Consider the following 18,831-nt stretch of genomic DNA (forward strand, 5'->3'; position numbering starts at 1 on the left):
GAAGGGGTCACTCGAAGTAGTCGAACGCGTGTTCGGTGCGGCGGTAGCGGTACACGGCCCAGATGGCCGCGGGCTGTTCGGGCGTCAGGCGCACCTGCACGTCCGGACCCTGCCAGAGCGAGCGCTGATCAGCCATCAGCTCCTGCACCTGATAGGTCTCCTCCGCGCTGACGCCCAGCCACTCCATGGGCGCGCGGAGCAGCGCCTCCTGGGGCGCGTACGGATCCAGGCTCACCGCCACCAGCACCGTGCTGAGGCCGTCCGGCGAGCGCTTGCCGTAGAAGAGGACGCGCTCGTTGTCGGACTCGAAGAAGCGCAGCGCCTGGTAGTGCTGGAGCGCGGGGTGCGCCTTGCGGATGGCGTTGAGCTTCGCGATCCATTCGGAGATGTTGCCCGGCCGGTCCCAGTCCCAGGCGACGAGCTGGTACTTCTCCGAGTCCAGGTACTCCTCCTTGCCCGGCACCGGGCGGCCCTCGCACAGCTCGTAGCCGGAGTACATGCCCCACACGGAGGACAGCGTGGCGGCCAGCGCCACGCGCAGGCGGAAGGCGCCGGGCCCCGCGTTCTGGAGGTTCTCCGGGAGGATGTCCGGCGTGTTGGGCCAGAGGTTGCCGCGGAAGTAGTCCGCCACGGGCGGCTGGGTGATCTCCTCCAGGTACGTGCGCAGCTCGTCCTTGAAGAGGCGCCAGGTGAAGTACGTGTACGACTGGGTGAAGCCCACCTTGGCCAGGGCCTTCATCACCTTGGGGCGGGTGAAGGCCTCCGACAGGAAGAGCACGTCCGGGTGCAGGTCCTGCACCTCGCGAATGAGCCAGTGCCAGAACCGCATGGGCTTGGTGTGCGGGTTGTCCACGCGGAAGGTCCGCACGCCGTTGTCCACCCAGTGCAGGACGACGGACCGGAGCTCCTTCCAGAGGGCGTCCCGGGCGGGGCCCATCCAGTCGAAGTTGACGATGTCCTCGTAGCGCTTGGGCGGGTTCTCCGCCGTCTTGATGGTGCCGTCCGGGCGGTGCTGGAACCACTCCGGATGTTCCTTCACGTACGGGTGGTCCGGCGAGCACTGGAAGGCCAGGTCCAGCGCCACCTCGATGCCGTGCGCCTTCGCCGCGTCCACGAACGCGCGGAAGTCCTGCAGCGTGCCCAGCTCCGGGTGCACGGCCTTGTGGCCGCCCTCCGCGGCGCCAATGGCCCACGGGCTGCCCACGTCGCCGGGCTCCGCGCGCAGGCTGTTGTTCCGACCCTTGCGAGCGGTGCGCCCGATGGGGTGGATGGGCGGGAGGTAGACGGTGTCGAAGCCGAGCTTCTGGATGTACGGCAGCCAGGCCTGCGCGTCCTTGAACGTGCCGTGCGTCTTGCCGTCGCGCTTCGCGGAGCGGGGGAAGAATTCGTACCAGGCGGCGTTGCGCGCCTTCTCCCGGTCCACGAACACCTCCAGCACCTTGTCGTACTTGCCGGCGAGCGTGCGGTCCGGGTGCCGTGACGCGGCGTCCGCCAGCTCGGAGGACAGCGCGATGAGGAGGTGGTCCGGCGTGGGCGGCGTGCGCAGGCGGGCCCCTGCCTCGGCGAGCAGCCGGTGGTCCTCCGCGGACCTGCCCTTCGCGCGCGCGGCGGCGCCCTCCAGCAGGGCGGCGCCCTCCAGCAGCTCGCTCTTCACGTCGCGGCCGGCGTCCACCTTGCGCTTCAGCTCGTGGGCCCAGGTGCGGAAGAGATCCGGCCAGGCTTCAATCGTGAATTCGTAGCGGCCGTTGTTCGCGAGCGGGATGGAGCCTTCCCAGGCGTCGTTGTTCTTGAAGGCGAGGGGGACCTCGGCCCAGTCCGTCTTCTGGGCGGCGGGGGTGACCTGGCGCCAGCGGGCGACGGCCACGAGGACGTCATGGCCTTCCTTGAAGATGTCCGCCCGGACGGTGAGGGTCTCCCCGGCGACGCGCTTGATGGCGTAGCGCCCCGCGTCCAGCTCCGGCTGGACGTTCTCGATGAACACGCTTCCGAGTCGTTCGGTCATATCGGCTGGCGGCCCCTTATAGGACTCCGAGTCAGTGGCTCCAGGCGGCAATGCGCGGGTGTTGTTGATTGAAGATGGGTGCCGCCTGGTCGCGTTGGCCTGTCAACGTTAGGAACGAGGGGAGCGGACGCCCAGCCCGAGGGGCTGGGTGGACGGGCCCCGATGGTTGAAGCTGGGATCCGCCCCTCCGGTTGCGGTATCCGGGATGACCATGCCGCCCAACGACTCCGCTGCACAGCAAGCGAGTGACCTGTCGGCCGACCGCGACCTGCTGAGGCAGGTGGCGCTCGGCGGCGCGGCGGCCATGCGGGAGGTCTACGCGAGGTGTTCCGCGCGCGCGTTCGCCATCGCGGTGCGGCTGTTGCCCACGCGCGCGGACGCGGAGGAGGTGCTGCAGGAGACCTTCCTGGACGTCTGGCGGCGCGCGCGCGAGTTCGACCCGGAGCGCGGCGGACTGGAGACGTGGGTCACGACCATCGCGCGCACGCGGGCCATCGACCGGCTGCGGTCGCTGGGCACGGTGTCGCGGATGGTGGAGGGGGTGGCGCAGCAGCCGCCTCCGGTGAGCGCGACGCCGCCGTCGCCGGATGACGCCGCCACCGCGGCGCAGGACCAGGCGCGGGTGCGGGCGGCTATTGCGCAGTTGCCGCCGGAGCAGCGGGAGGTGGTGCTGCTCGGGTATTTCGACGGGCTGTCCCAGAGTGAGATCGCGAAGAAGACAGGCCAGCCGCTGGGGACGGTGAAGACGCGTGCGCGGCTGGGGCTGGAGAAGCTGGCGGTGCTGCTGGACGCGGCGCCGGTGCGCGCATCCGGCTGATTGCAGGACATCCGCCCTGTTCCCTGGGGACGGGCGGTGGGGCAGGCCCCGGCCGTGGCCGCCTTGCCGCTGTCGGGAGGGGCCCCAAAGCTTGCGACTGTTTGGCGAACCCGAGGGAGGGGGCGGACATGCGCAAGATGCGGGAGACGGGGACGGCGTTGATGAACGCGCGGGAGATGCGGCTGGTGTTGGCCAGCGCGCCGCGCAACCTGATGGAGCTGTCCCGGCGCGAGCTGATGGGGATGGTGCGGCGCGCGCGCGGCCTGGTGGACCAGTACGAGAAGCTGGCGCACCGGTTGCGCCGCGAGGCCATGCGCGTCCCCATGGGGAGCCGCGTGATGGGGGGGCGCATGGACACGCGGCGCAAGGCGGCCCTGTTCCGCAAGGCGCTGACGCGCTTCGAGTCGCAGTTGCGGCGGATGGAGATGGCGCCGGCGCGCAAGGCAAGGCCGACCTTGCGCAAGCGGCCGGCGGCGAAGAAGACGCTGCGGCCCGCGGCGCGCGCCACGGCGAGGCGCAAGAAGACGGTGGCGAAGAAGGCGCTGCGCCCCGCGGGCTATGCGCGCCGGGGCCCGGTGAAGGCGCGGGCGCACAAGGCGCGGCGCGTTCCGGCGATGAAGGCGCAGGCGCACCGGACCGTGAAGGGGCGGACGCCAGCGCGCCGGGCCGCGACGCGGTAGCGGAGTTCGGGGGAGGGAAGCCGGGTCCGCGTCCAGCTCGTGGCCTGGCGAGGGGGAGGGGAGCTGGACTGTGTCCGCCCCGCTTGGGGGCGGACACGGTGGGCTCCAGTTGAGTCCGCCGCCAGAAGGACGCAGACAAAGCTGAAGTGAGCGTGCGAGAGTGAACACGAAGAGGCTTCGCCGCGCACGACGCAGGCCGAGCAACGAAATGGGTAGGGAAGCGCCAGAGGCCCACCGCAGTCTACGCGCCGAAAGCCCGAAGAAAGTCCTAAGCGGTGCTGAGCCGTTGAACAGGACTCCCAGGTGGGAGAGCCCATCATGTCCCCGGAGCATTCTTCACGGGCATAGAGGGGGAATCCTGGGCCACTGGAGACGGTATCGCCCCGAAGTCCGGATCCACGAGGAGTGCCGCCATCTGGAAGCAAGGAGCAAGCCCGAGCGCTTCGGTGTCCTCGGTAGCTCGTTAGGGGAAATCGGGAGCCGCCAGCTCCGCACCGGAGCACGACTCCTGTGCGCCGTCCGGCATGGTGGCTGAAGCGACGATGTCGGCGGCACGCTTTTCCATGTCAGAGCGCGGCTCCGGCGTTCCGTCATGCTCGGTCGTTGACGAGGCGGCGCGCGCACCCTGCTCCTCACCGCAGGTGCTCCGCTCCAGCGCCACGTCCTGCGCGGCGGGTGACACGCAGGCGCCAATCTCCTCGATGCATGGGAGCCGCTTCAGCGCGTCGACCTGCACTGCCGCTAAAGCGGAGGCGCGGGCACGCTTCTCCTCACCGCAGGTACTCCGCTCCAGCGCCACGTCCTGTGCTGGGGCTGACACGCAGGCGCCATGCTCCTCGATGCATGGGATCCGCTTCAGCGTGTCGACCTGCACTGTTGTTGAAACGGAGGAGCCGGCACTGCGCTCCTCACCACAGTTGTTCCGCTCCAGCGCCACGTCCTGCGCGGCGGCTGACACGCAGGTGTCATGCTTCTCAATGCATGGGATCCGCTTGAGCGTGTCGACCTGCACTGTCGCTGACACGGAGGAGCCGGCACTGTGCTCCTCACAGGAAGAGTGGTGCTCCGGTGCTTCGTCGTGTGACGCCGCTGATGAGGAATTGGCGGTGCTACCTTCCTCGCTGCAAGGGTGCGGCTCCGGTGTCTCATCTCGTGCGGGCGCACCGAGGCTGGTCTCCTGTTTGTGCGGGGCTTCGGCAGAGACAGATGCCCGCGGAGCGGGGGCGAAGGCATTCAGGACGAGCTCATCGCAAGCCTTCATCAGCGCCGGCAGCTCGTGCTGAAGCGCCCGCCCGTCGCGCTCATGCAGCATTGCCATCGCGCGGGAGGCCCACGCGCGCAGCGTGGCTCCGCCCAGGAGCGGCAGGAGTTCGGCGGCTCCTCCCATGAAGGCCCGCTGCAGGGACTGGACGAGGAGCACATGCCCGGGCCGCTCCGCCACGCGTGCAGCCTCCCGAAGCAGCTCGAACTCCGCCTGGGCGCAGGTTGCCCCCGACTCCCAGCGCGCCGCGTCCTGGAGCCGGAAGCACGCGCTCCCCAGCCGGTCCAGGTCGCGGTCCGAAGCCTTCGAACAGCAGTCGACGAGCAATTCCACCAGCACCTGCCGCTTGAGGCTGAAGTAGCCCTCCAGCAGCCACCGGGCCTGCGGGGAGCGCGCGTCATGCAGCGCCAGCCCCAGGTTCTCCAGCGTCAGCGATTCATCCAGGGCCACCGCGCGAGTCTTTCGCCCTGGGCGCTGCACCACCAGCCCCCGCGCCGCCAGCCGCCGCAGCGCCTCGCGGATGGTGCCCCGGCACACCTCATAACGACGCGCCAGCTTCGCTTCGGAGCCAAACTGCCCGCTCGGGTGCAGCCGTCCCAGCGCGATATCGCGCTCGATTTGCGCTTCCACGTACGCCACGAGTCCTCGCCGCTCCATCCCCATCCCCCTCCTCGTTCCAGCGTCGCCATCCCACCACAGGGGTCTGACATGGACGTGCGGCCCACCTTCCGCATCGCGGACTTGCCAAGCCCACCCCCGGGCGGCGGGAGGCGAAAACCTGTCCGACTGTCGGACAGGTTTTGAGGCCACCGGCCCCGGGCGGGCGCCTCTTCCGCGCCCCACCTTGGTGTTCATGCACGCACGGCGTCACGCCCGCACCGGTCCAGCCCGGCCTTGGGTACACGCGGCGGAAACTGGTCCGACGGTCGGACAAGTTTTGATGCAACGAGGCCCCGTCGGGCGCCTCTGTCCGTGCCCCACCTTGGCGGTCGCACACGCACGACGTCGCGGCCCACGGTCACGCTTCGCGCGGCCCTTCCTGATGGTCTGGGCGCGGGGTTTGCTTACGAATTGTGTCGATGAAGGCCCATGCGGAAATCTCGGCCGTACGCCGTGGTGGTGATGCTGGTGTTCTTTGGAGTGCCTCAGCTCCTGCACCACTTCATCCCCGACCGACAGTTGGCGATGATGATGTTTCCCGTCGTCCTGTTCGTCCTGCTGGTGCCGACAGCCCTCTACTTTTTCCTCGCTACCGCCGGAGCAAGCAGCTCACGGACGAGGGGCTCCAGTTGTTGTCGGAGGGGAGGGTGGCCGCCGCGCTCGAGCGGTTCGAGGCGTCGCGGCCCCTGGCGAAGGTCCAGGTCGTTCCCATGTACAACATCGGAATCGCCCGGCTCCAGATCTGGCAATTGCCGGTGGCGGGGCGGGAGCTTTCCAGTCTGGAGTCACGGAAGGGTTTGACGGCGCAGTTCCGCGCGGTGTTGTCCGCGGCGCTCGCGCTGGTGGATGCGATCGAAGGTCGGCTGGCACGGGTGGCGCCCCGTCTGGCTGAGGCGCGGTCGCGGGTGGACTTTCCCTTGTGGTTCGCCCCGCTCGCTTCCGCAGTGGTGGCGTGTCGAGAGGGGCACTGGGCCGAGGCTCGCGCGCTGCTGGCCGATGCCGCGCTGGAGAATCTCAACGGGCCGCTGCGTGGTCTGCGGAATGCGCTGGAAGCATGGTGCGTCGAGCAGCTCACCGGGGAGGCTCGGCCGGTGGACGCCATCGCTCTGTTCGGGGAGGCGTCACAGGACTCGCTCCAGGCCGCGTGGCCGTATGTGGTGAAGCGGTCTCGCTGAGTCAGAAGCCGGTCCGTGGGAGCGACTCGGGCTGACTTGAGGCCCAGGCCCCATGTATCGGGTCCAGTCACTCCGGCGGGGGAATCAGCGGACCGGTGAAGGCGACCTCCAGGCCTCCGTACTCCGAGGGGGCCAGGGTCATCTTCCAGCCGTGCAGCTCCACTACGTTGTGCACGATGTGCAGGCCCAGGCCCTGGCCTTGTGGCTCTCGTGTCCTCGCGTCGTTGCCTCGGAAGCGGCGCTCCAGGATCCTGGAACGCTCTTCCTCGGCGATGCCGGGTCCGTCGTCGATGACCCTCAGGTGGAAGGTCTGGTGGCGCGTCGTCTCCAGCACCACCGCCACGTGGCCGTCCTCGCGGCCGTACCGGATGCCGTTGAGCACCACGTTGCTCACCGCCTGCTCCAGCAAGGTCTCGTCGCCCATCACCCAGGTGGGCGTCGCCGGGACTCCGCTCTCCAGGGCGATGCGCTGGGGCCTCGCGATGGGCTGGTGCCGGCCCAGCACCCGTGACACCAACGCGTTCAGGTCCACCGGCGCGTGCTGCACCTGCGGTGCTCCCGCCTCCAGCCTCGCCGCCGCTCCCAGGTTGTGCACCAGCGAGGCCATGTAGTGCGCCTCGCTCATCGCGGACACCATCAGGCCTGACTCCAATGGCTCACCTGCTCGCATCCGCTGCTGCATCGCGGCCAGGTGCCCCTGCAACACCGTGAGCGGCGTCATCACGTCGTGCGTCGTGTTCGCCAGGAAGTCCCGCAGCGTCTGCTCGCGCGCTTGCTGGTGCGCCATCTGTGCCTGGATCTCCGCTCGCGCCTGCTGGAAGGCGCGGGCCAGCTCCGCGATCTCGTCGCTGCCGCTCACCGTCACGGGCTGCTCGTAGCCGCTGCCCGAGGAGGCTCGCACCTCTTCCGTCAGCCGGCGCAGGCGCTGCACCACCGGTCCCAGCGCGACCACCATCGCGGACAGGAGGATCAACGTGGGCACTCCCCAGACGTACAGTGGCGGCAGTCCCACCTCCGGCGACTCCGCGGGCTCCACCCGCCGCGCGAGCACGTACTCGCAGGGGCCTCCATCCCAGGGCATTCGCAACAGCAGGTCCTGCACCAGCGCGCCGTCCGCCTTCGAGTAGCGGCGCACGCCCACGCCATCTTCCCGCGCGCCCTTGCGCAGCTCGTCGTCCAGTGCCGGTGCCTGCGGGTTTCGCGAAACGAACTGTCCGTCGAACGGGTAGAGGTTCACCGGGGGCAGGCGCCGTCCCAGCGGCCCCCGGGGCTCCATGCGCGGCGGACCTTCATCCCCGGGCCTGGGGCCCCCGGATGCGGGCCTTTTGCCCGGGGGGGCGTTCGGGGCGACCTTGCCGGAGGGCGGACCTCCGTTGCCGTCGGGCAGGCCTTCGCGCTCCCAGGGGGGACGTTGGGGCGAACGGGCGCGGACCATCCACGTCTCGGGCGCGGCCTCGCAGCGCTCGCGGCCGCCGGACTGCATCTGCGACAGCGTGGACGCGATGATGACTTCGTCCGTCGTGCGGCGGCGCACCGAGTGCTCCACCTGCACCAGCGCGAACACCGCGGGCACCGTCACCGCCACCGCCGTGAGCGCCAGCCGCAACCGCAGCTTCACGCATCCTCCCCGGGCACCAGCCGGTAGCCCACGCCCCACACCGTCTCCACGCACTTCACCGGCCCCAGCTTGCGCCGCAGCCTCGACACGTGGACGTCCAACGTGCGCTCCGTGCCCTCACGCTCCGGATCCAACACGTGCTCCACCAGCCACTGCCGCGTCACCGCCTCCTGCGGCCTGCGCGCCAGCGCCGCGAGCAAGCCGAACTCCACCCGCGTCAGCTCCACCGGCCGCCCCTGCACCTGCACCGTGTGCCCCTGCAGGTCGATGCGCACCGGGCCCACCTCCACCACCGCCTGCTCCTTCTGCAACGTGGGCCGGCGCAGGCGCGCACGTACGCGCTCCACCAGCTCCTCCGGCCAGAAGGGCTTGGTCATGTAGTCGTCCGCGCCCAGCTTCAGCGCCCGGACCTTGTCCAGCGTGTCGTTGCGCGCGCTCAGGATGAGCACCGGGACCTCCGAGAAGGTCCTCAGCGCCTTGAGCATGTCCATGCCATAGGCGCCCGGCAGCATCAGGTCCAACACCACGAGGCTCACGTCCGGCAGGTCGCCGGAGACCAGCAGCCGGCCCTCGCGCCACCACACGGGCTCGAAGCCCGCGCCGCGCAGGTGCCCGACAATCTGGGACCCGAGCGCGTCGTCATCCTCCACCAGCAGGATGCGGTCGCCCATGCGCCATGCCTCCCTTCGGACACCCGCCGGAGGACTCCGGGGGCCCGGCTCACCCTAGTTCAGGGCGTGCCCCCGTCGAAGCCGGGCGGCGGCCCCATGCCGCCATCCCAGCCAGGTGGAGGACCCATGCCTCCGTCGCCGCCCGGAGGCGGACCGCCGGGCCCACCGCCACCGCTGCCGCCCGGTATGGCGCAGGACGCGTTGTCCAGCGACGAGCGGATGACCAGCGTCTTGGACGCCAGCATCGCGCCGTCCGACATGCGCTGCGTGGCGAAGAGGTAGTCGCCCACCGCGTCCGCGGAGACCACCGTGTCGTTCTGGTTGGTCGTGTCGCGCGCGCCGCGCGTGTCGTAGAGCGGCTGGTGGTTGATGATGTCGTCGCTCGTCGCGTCGTCGAAGAACAACTGCGACGTGACGAACTCCTGGCCGTTCACCCGCACCGTGAAGTGGATGTGGATGGTGCGGCTGCTGTACCAGCCGGGGAAGCACGTGTCGAAGTCCACGCGCCCGTTGGCGTCCGTGGTCTGCACGCCGCGGAACCACCGCGCCGACCGGGCCGTCGCGTCCCCGGACGTGCAGAAGTCGCTCGCGTCCTCGCCGGAGTACAGGCCCTCCGGGCCCGCGTGCCAGATGTCCACCGTGGCACCCGGGATGGGCTTGCAGGACTCGTCCACGACGAGGAAGGCCAGGCGCACCGGCAGGCCGTCATGGCCCTCGCTGATGTCCTTGCGGTCCACCGTGGTCGCGTAGCAGGGCCCCAGCGTTGCCTCGCAGTTGAGGTTGCACACCGTGCCCATGCCGGACGCGAACGGATCCGGATACGTGGCGGCGGCTGTCATCGCCGCGGTGCCTCCCGTGGCCCAGGTGCCCGGGTCCACCACTCCCGCATCGGTGTCCGTGCCCGCGTCGGTGTTGGTGTCGCCGCCCGTCGTGTCGTCGCCTCCGCAGGCGACGAGCAGCTTCGCCACGGGAACCGCGGCCAGCGACAGGCCGATGCCGCGCAGGAGGCTCCGGCGCGTGATGACCTTGGGGGAAGGGTCCTGGGGGGATTCGCTCTTCATCCGGGGTTCCTCCGGGAGCTCGGGAGCCGGGGGCGGCGAGGGGCCACCCGCGGACCGCCCGGGGCTGACCGGACGGCGAACCGGGTTATCGCGGGAGAACCTTAAGCAATCCTTGCGCGGAAGGGCCTCGACTCAGGAGAAGCGCACTCGGAAGGCCGCGAGCAGTGGACCCGCCGCCCGTCCGTCCGCCGTGGACCGGGGCCCGCCCTCGGGGAGCGTCGTGCCCAGCTCCTCCAACGCGGGCTTCATGGACTCGAAGGCGTGGAGCGCGTCCGCCGCGTTGTCGAAGAAGCGCGGATGCGCCAGCCAGCCGGAGATGCCGCAGGTGACGACATGGAACGAGCGCGAGTCGTCCGCTTCGTAGGTCAGACGCAGGAGGCCGCGGAGGCCCTCGTCCCGCACGATGGTGCCTCCCTGGCTGCCCATGCCCCCGAGCGTCGCGCCGCCCTCGTAGTCACTCCAGCCCGCATCCGTGCCCATGCCCCCCGCATAGCACTCCGAAGGCCCGCGCGGGCGGCGTGACAGGGAGGCGCCGCGCCGTTGCCCGCGGTCCCGGTCTGCCGCAGCGAGCGCCGCCCCGCGTGGGGTTGCACGCCGGTTGTCGGCCCTCGCGCACCGACCAACGTTTGCGGTGTGGGGGGATGCTGTCATGTCCGCGGAGACCATCCATGAGCCGCGCTACACCGAGGAGATCGTTCCCTTCCTCGCGGGCGACGGCCGCGCGCTGCACCTGGTGCACCTGAGCGGCGTCGAGAGGGCGGACAAGGGGCCGGTGGTGCTGGTGCACGGCGCCGGCGTGCGCGGGAACATCTTCCGCGCGCCGGTGCGCCAGACCGTCGTGGATGCGCTGATTGAAGACGGCTACGACGTGTGGCTGGAGAACTGGCGCGCCAGCATGGACGTGGAGCCGGGCGAGTGGACCCTGGACCAGGCCGCCGTCATGGACCACCCGCCCGCCATCCGCGCCGTGCGGGAGAAGACGGGCGCGGACAAGGTCAAGGCCATCATCCACTGCCAGGGCTCCACCAGCTTCACCATGGCCGCGGTGGCGGGGCTCCTTCCGGAGGTGGACCTCATCATCACCAACGCGGTGTCGCTGCACCCGGTGGTGCCCGCGACCGCGAAGGTGAAGCTGCACTACGCCGTGCCGCTGGTCGCGCGGCTGACGCCCTTCCTGGATCCGCAGTGGGCCTACGGCGGCCCCACGCGCACGGCCCGGATGCTGACGCACGTGGTGCAGGCCACGCATCACGAGTGCCAGAACCTGGTCTGCCGCTGGACCAGCTTCACCTACGGCACGGGCTTCCCGGTGCTGTGGCGCCACGAGAACCTCAACGCCCAGACGCATGACTGGCTCCAGCACGAGTTCGGCCCGGTGCCCTTCAGCTTCTTCCGCCAGATGGACGCGTGCGTGCGCGCCGGCCACCTGGTGCCCGTGGAGGGCTTCCGCGCGCTGCCGGAGGACCTGGGCGTGCGCGAGCCCCAGACGGACGCGCGGTTCGTCTTCCTCGCGGGCGAGCAGAACCGCTGCTTCCTCGCGGAGAGCCAGCGCCGCAGCTTCGAACACCTGGAGCGCTTCCACCCGGGCCGGCACGCGCTGCACCTCCTGCCGGACTACGGCCACCTGGACGTCTTCATGGGCAAGCGCGCGTCCCAGGACGTGTTCCCCCTCATCCTCTCCGAGCTGGATCGCCCGGTGATCCACTGACGAAAGGCAAAACCATGTTCCTGCCTCGACGCATCCAGACCCAGTCCGGCCGCTATTCGCGGGTGGATGACATTCCCTACGCGCTGCCCGTGGACTCCAAGGGGGCCCCGGCGATGTTGGCCGCCTTCACCGTTGACGCGCGCCGCGCGGCGGCCCTGCTGCCCGGCAACGAACTGCACCCGCTGCGCGTGTCGCGCGACCGGAGCGTGCTGCTCGTCTCCGTCATCGACTACAAGCAGACGGACATCGGCGCGTACATCGAGTTCAGCATCGCGCTCGCGTGCACGCACGGGCGCAGGCCCGCGCCGCCGCTGCTGCCCCTGCTGTTCCAGAAGCGCTTCGGCGTGGGGCAGTACGTGGTGGACCTGCCGGTGAACACGGAGATCTCCGTGAAGGGCGGCAAGGGCATCTGGGGCATGCCCAAGCACCTGGCCCGGCTGGACTTCCGCATGGAGGACGGCTCCGTGAGCAGCCGCTACGAGGAGGGCGGCCAGCAGGCGGTGCGCGTGCGCATCGAGCGGCCGAAGCTCGCGTGGCTGCCGCTGCGGATGGCGGCGGTGAACTACTGCGCCTTCCGGGGGATGCTGATGAAGTCCACCATCTACTTCCGGGGCCGCTTCGGCTTCCGGTTGGGGAGGCGCGCGTGGGGGACGCTGGAGCTGGGCGACCATCCGCGCGTGCAGGTGCTGAGGGACCTGGGCATCTCCCCCCGGCCGTTCCTCACCGGGTTCTTCCCGGCGTCCAGCGGCGTGCTGGATGACCACTGCGAGGCGTGGTTCCTCACCGAGCCCACGCTGCCTCCGGACACGTACCCGGAGGGGCTCAAGAGCGTGGTGGACCTGGGGCAGGATCAGACGCCCATGCCGCCGCCGGAGCCGGAGGGAGCACCGCCGGAGGCGCTCCAGGCCGTGGGGCCCGTGCCCGGAGCACGGCCTCGCGAGGAAGCGCGTCCATGAAGCGCGGCGGCCGTCTGGATCTGGCGAACGCGTGCCTGCTGTTCCTGTGCACGTCCATGTACCTGGGCACGGGCTGGTCGCTGATCCTCTTCTCGTTCCCCATCGCGCCCCAGCTCACGGTGGACAACTACTTCCTGCAGTTCGTGCCGCAGGTGCAGGCGGCCACGCGGTTCTTCACCTGGATGACGGCGGTGATGCTGCTGTCCTCCGGCGTGCTGGCGTGGCGCGAGCGCCGGACGGCCCTTCTCTTGTACCCGCTGGTCGTGCTGCTGGCGGTGGCGGTGGCCACGCTGCTCACGCGCATCTTCATCTTCCCGTACAACGCCGAGATGGCGGCCGGCATCACGTCGCCCGAACGGCTGAGGGAGGTGCTGGACGCGTGGATGCGGATGAACCGCATCCGCGTGGGGCTGTGGACGGTGCAGTGGCTGTTCACGCTGGGCTACTTCGTGCACCGGGTGCTGCGCGCGGAGCACCCGGCGGCGAAGCGCCTCCGCGTGGGGCTGTCCGTGACGGCGCGCCGGGAGGCCCACGCATGAGCCCGGCCGCGTCGCGATGGTTGGAGCGCCAGGCCCGCGTCAACGGACGCCCGTGGCGCTGGGCGCTCGCGGCCATCGGGTGGATCACGATCGCGACCGGCACGGCGCAGATGTTCCTGCCGGGGCTGGAGCTGCGGCTGCTGCACGCGGACGCGTCCGCCGCGCCCGCGCACTTCTTCCGCATCGTGGGCATGTTCATGGTGCTGTTCGGCGGCCTGCTCCTGCACGGCCTGCACGAGCCCCGGGCGAACCCCGCCGCCTTCCTATGGACCGGCCTCCAGAAGGTGGGCGCCTGCGGGATGGTGACCGTGGGCGTGGCGCGCGGCCTGCTGTCGCCCCTGGCGCTGGGGGTGGCGGCGTTCGACCTGCTGTCCGCCGTGCTGGTGCTGGGGTTCTACGCGTCGCTGCGCCAGCGCGAGCAGATCATCACCGTGCTCAAGCCGCGGACAGAGGAGGCCTCTCCAGAGGTCGCCAGCCCCTCCGTCAGCGCGCTGCGTGTCGCGGAGGCGACCCGGAATGGCGGGCCTCCCCGGCCGTCCCCGCGCGCGCTCGGGGAGGGCGCGGCCGTCCCGGTGTCTCCAGCGGAGGGCCCCCGGCGTTCGCTGGTGCTCGCGGGCGGCGGCATGCGCGTGGCGTGGCAGGCGGGCGTGCTGCGCGCGCTGACGGACGCGCGGCTGTCCTTCCGCCACGCGGACGGCACGTCCGGCGGCATCATCACCCTGGCGATGTGGCTGTCCGGCCAGTCCCCCGCGGAGATGTGCGAGCGGTGGCGGACGCTGGACGTGAAGGACTTCGTGTCGCTGATGCCGCTGGACGACTACGCGCGGCCCTGGAAGCTCACCGCGCTGGGGGACGCGGACGGCATCATCCAGCGCGTCTTCCCGCACCTGGGCGTGGACGTGGACGCCATCCGCGCCAACCGCGACCGCGCCGGCACCTTCAACGTGTGCGACTTCACCCGGAAGACGAACGAGGCCATCCCGCACACGGACGTGGACCGCGACCTGCTGGTGGCGGGCATCTCCCTGCCGCTCTTCATGCCCCCGGTGGCGAAGGACAGCCACCTGTACCTGGACTCGGTGTGGATCCAGGACGCCAACGTGATGGAGGCCGTGCGCCGGGGCGCGGACGAGGTGTGGATCGTCTGGTGCATCGGCAACACGCCCAGGTACTCCGACGGCTTCTTCCACCAGTACGTCCACATGATCGAGCTGAGCGCGAACGGCGCGCTCTTCGCCCAGTTGGAGCAGGTGCGCGAGCTCAACGCGCGCATCCTCGCGGGCGAGCGCGTGCCGGGACACGCGCGGCCCATCACCGTGCACCTCATCAAACCCGAGCACCCGCTGCCCCTGGACCCGGACTTCTACGCGGGCCACATCACGGCGGCGACCCTCATCGACCAGGGCTACTCGGACGCCTGCCGCTACCTGGCGGTGGCGGACGGCCGGGGCCTGCCCCTCACCCCGGAGATCACGCAGATGACCGAACCCGCCTACGACCTGAGCTTCCGCGAGACCATGTCCGGTCCGCTCGCGATGGGCACCACCGACCCGGAGGCGGGCGCCCACGACGGGCGCTCCACGCCCTTCACCATGCACTGCACCATCACCATCGACGACATGGAGGCGTTCATCCGCGATCCGGACCACGCGGCCCGGCTGGTGGCGCACGTGCAATACAAGCCGCTGGGCATGGACCTGCCCGTGCGCGACGGGAGCTTCAACCTCTTCCGCGCCACGGATGATCCGCGCACGAAGATCATGAGCTACGGCCTGCGCTTCCAGGCGAACGGCCAGGACTACTACCTGGACGGCACGAAGACGCTGCGCGACGACCCGGGCCCGGACCTCTGGCGCGACACCACCCGGCTCTACAGCTACCTGCACGAAGGCGTGGACGCGCGCGGCCCGGTGGTGGGCGCGGGCGTCCTGGTGCTGGGCATGCGCGAGCTGCTCCACCTGGTGTCCAGCATGCACTCGTCGCGCGGGGGCGTGGAGGGCGCGGAGATGATGGCGCGCTTCGGCCGCCTGTTCCTGGGCGCGCTCTGGGACCTCTACGCCCCGGAGGCACCGGTGCGCGAGCACGAAGGGGAGGCGCCCCATGGCCACGAGGGATGAGCACTTCGACGTCGTCATCGTGGGCTCTGGCTTCGGCGGTTCCGTGATGGCGTGGCGGCTGGCGGAGGCGGGCCTGCGGGTGTGCGTGCTGGAGCGGGGCAAGGCGTATCCGCCGGGCTCCTTCGCGCGCAGTCCGTACGACATGCGCCGCAACTTCTGGGACCCGAGCAAGGGCATGCTCGGCCTGTTCAACCTCTGGTCCTTCCAGGGGCTGGGCGGCGTGGTGTCCTCGGGGCTGGGGGGCGGGTCGCTCATCTACGCGAACGTGCTCCTGCGCAAGGACGAGAAGACCTTCATCCACGAGGACCTCCATGGCGGAGGCTACGAGGACTGGCCCGTCACCCGCGCGGACCTGGAGACGCACTACGACGCCGTGGAGCGGATGATGCACGCGCAGCGCTACCCGCTGGAGCATCCGCCGTATGCCTCGACCGCGAAGACGCTGGCCATGCGGATCGCGGCCGAGCGCCTGGGCCACGCGGACGACTGGCAGCTTCCGCCGCTGGCCGTGACGTTCGGCAACCCCGGCGAGGTGCCCGTCCCGGGCGAGCCCATCCGCGAGGAGCACCCCAACCTCCACGGCCGCACGCGCACCACCTGTCACCTCTGCGGCGAGTGCGACATCGGCTGCAACTCGGGCAGCAAGAACACGCTCGATTACACGTACCTGTCCGCGGCGAAGCGCGCGGGCGCGGAATTGCGCACGCTCGCGGAGGTGACGGAGCTGTGGCCCTCGGAAGGGGGCGGCTACGTGGTGCGGTACCTGGACCACACGGACACGCCGGAGGACGTGCCGCGCGAAGGCCCCAAGTCCCTGCTGCCGCGCAGCACCGTGACGGCGGACCGGCTGGTGCTGGCGGCGGGCACGTTCGGCACCCCGTTCCTGCTCCTGAAGAACCGGCGGAACTTCCCCGGGCTGAGCGGACAGTTGGGCACGCGCTTCTGCGGCAACGGGGACCTGCTGGGCTTCATGCGCCAGTGCCACGATTCGAGCACCGGCAAGCAACTGCCCCGCATCCTGGAGGGAGGGCACGGGCCGGTCATCACCAGCGCGCTGCACTTCCGCGGCCAGGAGGAGGGCGGCACGGGCCGGGGCTACTACATCGAGGACGCGGGCTACCCGGAGTTCGTCAACTGGCTCTACGAGGGCGCGCGGCAGGTGCCGTTGATGGAGCGCGGCCTCAAGCTGGCGTGGCGCCTGATTCGCGGGTGGACGGGACACGCGCACGACTCCGACGTGAGCGAGGAGATCGCCGAGATGCTGGGGGACTGCCTGGGCTCCGCGACGTCGTTGCCGCTGCTGGGCATGGGGCGCGACCTCCCCAACGGCCACATGCGGCTGACGGACGACGGGATGCTGGCCATCGACTGGCGGATGAGCGGGTCTCGCGAGTACTTCGATCAGGTGCGTCAGTCGATGGCGGACATCGCCCGGACGCTGGAGGGGCGGCTGCTGCAGAACCCGCTCAGCTACCTGAGCCGGGTCATCACGGTGCACCCGCTGGGCGGCTGCCCCATGGGGCGCGGTCCGGACGAGGGCGTGGTGGACGCGACGGGTGAAGCCTTCGGACACCCGGGCCTGTACGTGGCCGACGGCGCGATGATGCCGGGCCCCGTCGGGCCCAACCCGAGCCTCACCATCGCGGCGCTCGCGGACCGGTTCGCGGATTCGCTCATCGATTCGTTCCGCCGGGGCACGCGCGGACGCACGTGGCGGGAAGCGGAGGAGGGGCCATGGCCGTCCGCGCCTCCGATGTGAGCCGCATCCCGGGCCAGCGCGTCGAGCCCGAGCCCCAGACGCCTCCGGGCCGGAAGATGGTGTCCTGGTACGACCCGGCCGTGCTCGCGAAGTCGGGCATCAAGGCGCTGCTGTCCGGGACGTTCGGAAAGCAGGCGGACCGGCGGCTCCTGGACGCCGTGTCCCGGCCGCAGCCGCTGGCGTTCGACTACTCGGTGGACGACACCGGCCATCCGCGCGACGAGCTGTGGCTGGACTACGTGGCGGACCTGGGCGACGGCTGGGACTCCACCTACGCGGTGGCGTCCGCGGTGATGGCGCCGGAGCTGGCGCTCACGGACGAGTCCGGCACGACGCATGTCACGCGGGGCGGAGACGTGCTCGTGTTCGGCGGGGACGAGGTGTATCCGACCGCGAGCGTGGACGAGTACGAGGCGCGCACGGTGGTGCCGTACGAGGACGCGCTGAACAAGCGGCGGCACCGGCCGCACCTGTTCGCGGTGCCGGGCAACCATGACTGGTATGACGGCCTGGTGTCCTTCACGCGCCTGTTCTGCCAGGGCCGGCGCTCCAATGGCTGGCGCACGCAGCAGCAGCGCAGCTACTTCGCGTTGAGGCTGCCGCACGGCTGGTGGCTGCTGGGCACGGACTTCCAACTGGAGTCCGACCTGGACGCGCCGCAGGTGGAGTTCTTCCAGAAGGTGGCCGCGCGGATCCACGGCACGGACCGGATCATCCTCTGCAACGCGGAGCCCGCGTGGGTGAAGCAGCAGGTGGTGCCTCACGCGGGGCGCGGATTCCTGGACCACAACATCGACTTCCTGGAGCAGGAGGTGCTGGGCAAGAAGGTGAGCGTCTTCCTCGCGGGGGACCTGCACCATTACCGGCGTCACGAGAACGCGGACGGGCGGCAGAAGATCATCGCGGGTGGGGGAGGGGCGTTCCTGCACCCCACGCACCTGCCCAAGGTGGACCAGAGTCCCGGCGGCTTCGTGCAGAAGGCGAGCTACCCGTCGCGGCGGACGTCGCAGTGGCTCACCTGGCGCAACCTGCTGTTCACCGCGATCAACCCCTGGTTCGGCGTGTTCATGGGCGCCGTCTACACGCTGCTGGGCTGGGGCGTGGCCGCGAACCTCAACGAGGGGGCGGTGGGCGCGCCTTCGTTCCGGGAACTCATCAACGCGGCGTTGCAGAGCACGGGCTCCATGGTGCTGGGGGCCGGCGTGGTGCTGGGCGCGGTCGCGTTCGCGGATCGCCGGAGGGGGCCTCTCTGGAAGAAGGCCGCCGGCGTGGCGCATGGACTGGCGCACATGGGGGTGGCGCTGCTGCTCACGTGGGGCGTGTCCGCCGTCGCCTCGCCGCTGGCGGCGGAGCTCCAGTGGAGCCTGCGGCGGGACTTCTTCAGCGGGCTGCTGCTGTTCGGCGGCGGTGCGCTGGTGGGGCCGCTGGTGGTGGGCGTGTACCTGCTGCTGTCGCTCAACGTGTTCTCCTGTCACCCCAACGAGGCGTTCTCGGCGCTGTCGATCCCGGACTGGAAGAACTTCCTGCGGCTCCACTTCGACGAGACGGGCAATCTCACGGTGTACCCGGTGGGGTTCCGGCGGGTGCCGCGACGGTGGAAGCGGGGACGTTCTCCGGAGGAGCCGGTGTGGGTGCCGGACCCGGCGGACACGCGGGCGACACCGCCCCGGCTCATCGAGCCGCCCATCGTCATCGGCCGGACGAAGGCGCTTCCGGGGCGGCGGGAGACCGGTCCACCGGGCCCCCCGGGCATGATGGTGGACGAACATCCTCCCGGCGGAGCGGTTTGAGCGGCGCGGGCCAACGT

At 70.5% G+C, this 18,831-nt stretch carries 15 protein-coding genes; 9 read left to right on the plus strand and 6 right to left on the minus strand.

Translation table 11 applies throughout. The features are described 5' to 3' along the window. Positions 1–7 precede the first annotated feature (7 nt). The gene (locus tag K8556_RS01745) at positions 8–2,002 is read right to left on the minus strand and encodes an alpha-1,4-glucan--maltose-1-phosphate maltosyltransferase (RefSeq protein WP_223738282.1); all 1,995 of its coding nucleotides are present in this window, start codon (positions 2,000–2,002) and stop codon (positions 8–10) included. A 211-nt stretch (positions 2,003–2,213) separates the two neighbouring features. Between K8556_RS01745 and K8556_RS01750 the strand changes: the two genes are divergently transcribed. Continuing rightward, complete coding sequence (locus K8556_RS01750; RefSeq protein WP_223738283.1) at positions 2,214–2,819, plus strand: sigma-70 family RNA polymerase sigma factor; 606 nt, start codon at positions 2,214–2,216, stop codon at positions 2,817–2,819. 128 nt (positions 2,820–2,947) lie between these two features. Continuing rightward, the gene (locus K8556_RS01755) at positions 2,948–3,499 is read left to right on the plus strand and encodes a hypothetical protein (RefSeq protein WP_223738284.1); all 552 of its coding nucleotides are present in this window, start codon (positions 2,948–2,950) and stop codon (positions 3,497–3,499) included. Positions 3,500–3,962: 463 nt separating this feature from the next. On the opposite strand, the gene K8556_RS01760 is transcribed toward K8556_RS01755, so the two are convergent. Then, positions 3,963–5,423, minus strand: a complete 1,461-nt coding sequence (locus K8556_RS01760; RefSeq protein WP_223738285.1) for a FadR/GntR family transcriptional regulator — start codon at positions 5,421–5,423, stop codon at positions 3,963–3,965. Positions 5,424–6,067: 644 nt separating this feature from the next. Here K8556_RS01760 and K8556_RS01765 point away from each other — a divergent pair. Beyond that, a complete protein-coding gene (locus K8556_RS01765; RefSeq protein WP_223738286.1) occupies positions 6,068–6,595 on the plus strand; it encodes a hypothetical protein in 528 nt (175 codons plus the stop codon). 67 nt (positions 6,596–6,662) lie between these two features. Here K8556_RS01765 and K8556_RS01770 read toward each other — a convergent pair whose 3' ends face one another. The 4 genes from K8556_RS01770 to K8556_RS01785 form a co-directional block, all read right to left on the minus strand. Then, positions 6,663–8,213: a HAMP domain-containing sensor histidine kinase gene (locus tag K8556_RS01770; protein ID WP_223738287.1), complete on the minus strand. Its 1,551-nt coding sequence runs from the start codon at positions 8,211–8,213 to the stop codon at positions 6,663–6,665. Next, positions 8,210–8,884 carry a response regulator transcription factor gene (locus K8556_RS01775; protein ID WP_223738288.1) on the minus strand — a complete coding sequence of 225 codons (675 nt, stop codon included), beginning with the start codon at positions 8,882–8,884 and terminating at the stop codon, positions 8,210–8,212. Before K8556_RS01775 ends, K8556_RS01770 begins: the two co-directional genes overlap by 4 nt. A gap of 59 nt (positions 8,885–8,943) precedes the next feature. Beyond that, positions 8,944–9,945 (minus strand): protocatechuate 3,4-dioxygenase, encoded by a 1,002-nt coding sequence (locus tag K8556_RS01780; protein ID WP_223738289.1) that lies wholly within the window; start codon positions 9,943–9,945, stop codon positions 8,944–8,946. Between the two features lie 132 nt (positions 9,946–10,077). After that, positions 10,078–10,425, minus strand: coding sequence for a hypothetical protein (locus K8556_RS01785; RefSeq protein WP_223738290.1), 348 nt, complete (start codon positions 10,423–10,425; stop codon positions 10,078–10,080). Positions 10,426–10,594: 169 nt separating this feature from the next. Between K8556_RS01785 and K8556_RS01790 the strand changes: the two genes are divergently transcribed. The 6 genes from K8556_RS01790 to K8556_RS01815 are packed head-to-tail and all read left to right on the plus strand — an operon-like array spanning position 10,595 to position 18,814. Then, positions 10,595–11,653 (plus strand): alpha/beta fold hydrolase, encoded by a 1,059-nt coding sequence (locus K8556_RS01790; RefSeq protein ID WP_223738291.1) that lies wholly within the window; start codon positions 10,595–10,597, stop codon positions 11,651–11,653. A 14-nt stretch (positions 11,654–11,667) separates the two neighbouring features. Beyond that, entirely contained in the window at positions 11,668–12,609 is a 942-nt protein-coding gene (locus K8556_RS01795) for an acetoacetate decarboxylase family protein (protein ID WP_223738292.1), read from the plus strand. After that, on the plus strand, positions 12,606–13,148 hold the full coding sequence (locus K8556_RS01800) for a hypothetical protein (RefSeq protein WP_223738293.1): 543 nt from the start codon (positions 12,606–12,608) through the stop codon (positions 13,146–13,148). Before K8556_RS01795 ends, K8556_RS01800 begins: the two co-directional genes overlap by 4 nt. Beyond that, positions 13,145–15,265 carry a patatin-like phospholipase family protein gene (locus tag K8556_RS01805; protein WP_223738294.1) on the plus strand — a complete coding sequence of 707 codons (2,121 nt, stop codon included), beginning with the start codon at positions 13,145–13,147 and terminating at the stop codon, positions 15,263–15,265. Before K8556_RS01800 ends, K8556_RS01805 begins: the two co-directional genes overlap by 4 nt. After that, entirely contained in the window at positions 15,249–17,024 is a 1,776-nt protein-coding gene (locus K8556_RS01810; RefSeq protein ID WP_223738295.1) for a GMC oxidoreductase, read from the plus strand. Before K8556_RS01805 ends, K8556_RS01810 begins: the two co-directional genes overlap by 17 nt. Next, positions 17,000–18,814, plus strand: coding sequence for a metallophosphoesterase (locus tag K8556_RS01815; RefSeq protein ID WP_223738296.1), 1,815 nt, complete (start codon positions 17,000–17,002; stop codon positions 18,812–18,814). The genes K8556_RS01810 and K8556_RS01815 overlap by 25 nt, the downstream gene beginning before the upstream one ends. Positions 18,815–18,831 lie beyond the last annotated feature (17 nt).

This window comes from Corallococcus sp. AS-1-12 (genome assembly GCF_020036995.1).
Classification (GTDB): domain Bacteria; phylum Myxococcota; class Myxococcia; order Myxococcales; family Myxococcaceae; genus Corallococcus.

Coding starts and splice junctions, on each gene's coding strand:
- K8556_RS01805 (WP_223738294.1), top strand. CDS start 13,145: ATGAGCCCGGCCGCGTCGCGATGGTTGGAGCGCCAGGCCCGCGTCAAC.
- K8556_RS01790 (WP_223738291.1), top strand. CDS start 10,595: ATGTCCGCGGAGACCATCCATGAGCCGCGCTACACCGAGGAGATCGTT.
- K8556_RS01775 (WP_223738288.1), bottom strand. CDS start 8,884: ATGGGCGACCGCATCCTGCTGGTGGAGGATGACGACGCGCTCGGGTCC.
- K8556_RS01755 (WP_223738284.1), top strand. CDS start 2,948: ATGCGCAAGATGCGGGAGACGGGGACGGCGTTGATGAACGCGCGGGAG.
- K8556_RS01800 (WP_223738293.1), top strand. CDS start 12,606: ATGAAGCGCGGCGGCCGTCTGGATCTGGCGAACGCGTGCCTGCTGTTC.
- K8556_RS01760 (WP_223738285.1), bottom strand. CDS start 5,423: ATGGGGATGGAGCGGCGAGGACTCGTGGCGTACGTGGAAGCGCAAATC.
- K8556_RS01795 (WP_223738292.1), top strand. CDS start 11,668: ATGTTCCTGCCTCGACGCATCCAGACCCAGTCCGGCCGCTATTCGCGG.
- K8556_RS01745 (WP_223738282.1), bottom strand. CDS start 2,002: ATGACCGAACGACTCGGAAGCGTGTTCATCGAGAACGTCCAGCCGGAG.
- K8556_RS01785 (WP_223738290.1), bottom strand. CDS start 10,425: ATGGGCACGGATGCGGGCTGGAGTGACTACGAGGGCGGCGCGACGCTC.
- K8556_RS01810 (WP_223738295.1), top strand. CDS start 15,249: ATGGCCACGAGGGATGAGCACTTCGACGTCGTCATCGTGGGCTCTGGC.
- K8556_RS01780 (WP_223738289.1), bottom strand. CDS start 9,945: ATGAAGAGCGAATCCCCCCAGGACCCTTCCCCCAAGGTCATCACGCGC.
- K8556_RS01815 (WP_223738296.1), top strand. CDS start 17,000: ATGGCCGTCCGCGCCTCCGATGTGAGCCGCATCCCGGGCCAGCGCGTC.
- K8556_RS01750 (WP_223738283.1), top strand. CDS start 2,214: ATGCCGCCCAACGACTCCGCTGCACAGCAAGCGAGTGACCTGTCGGCC.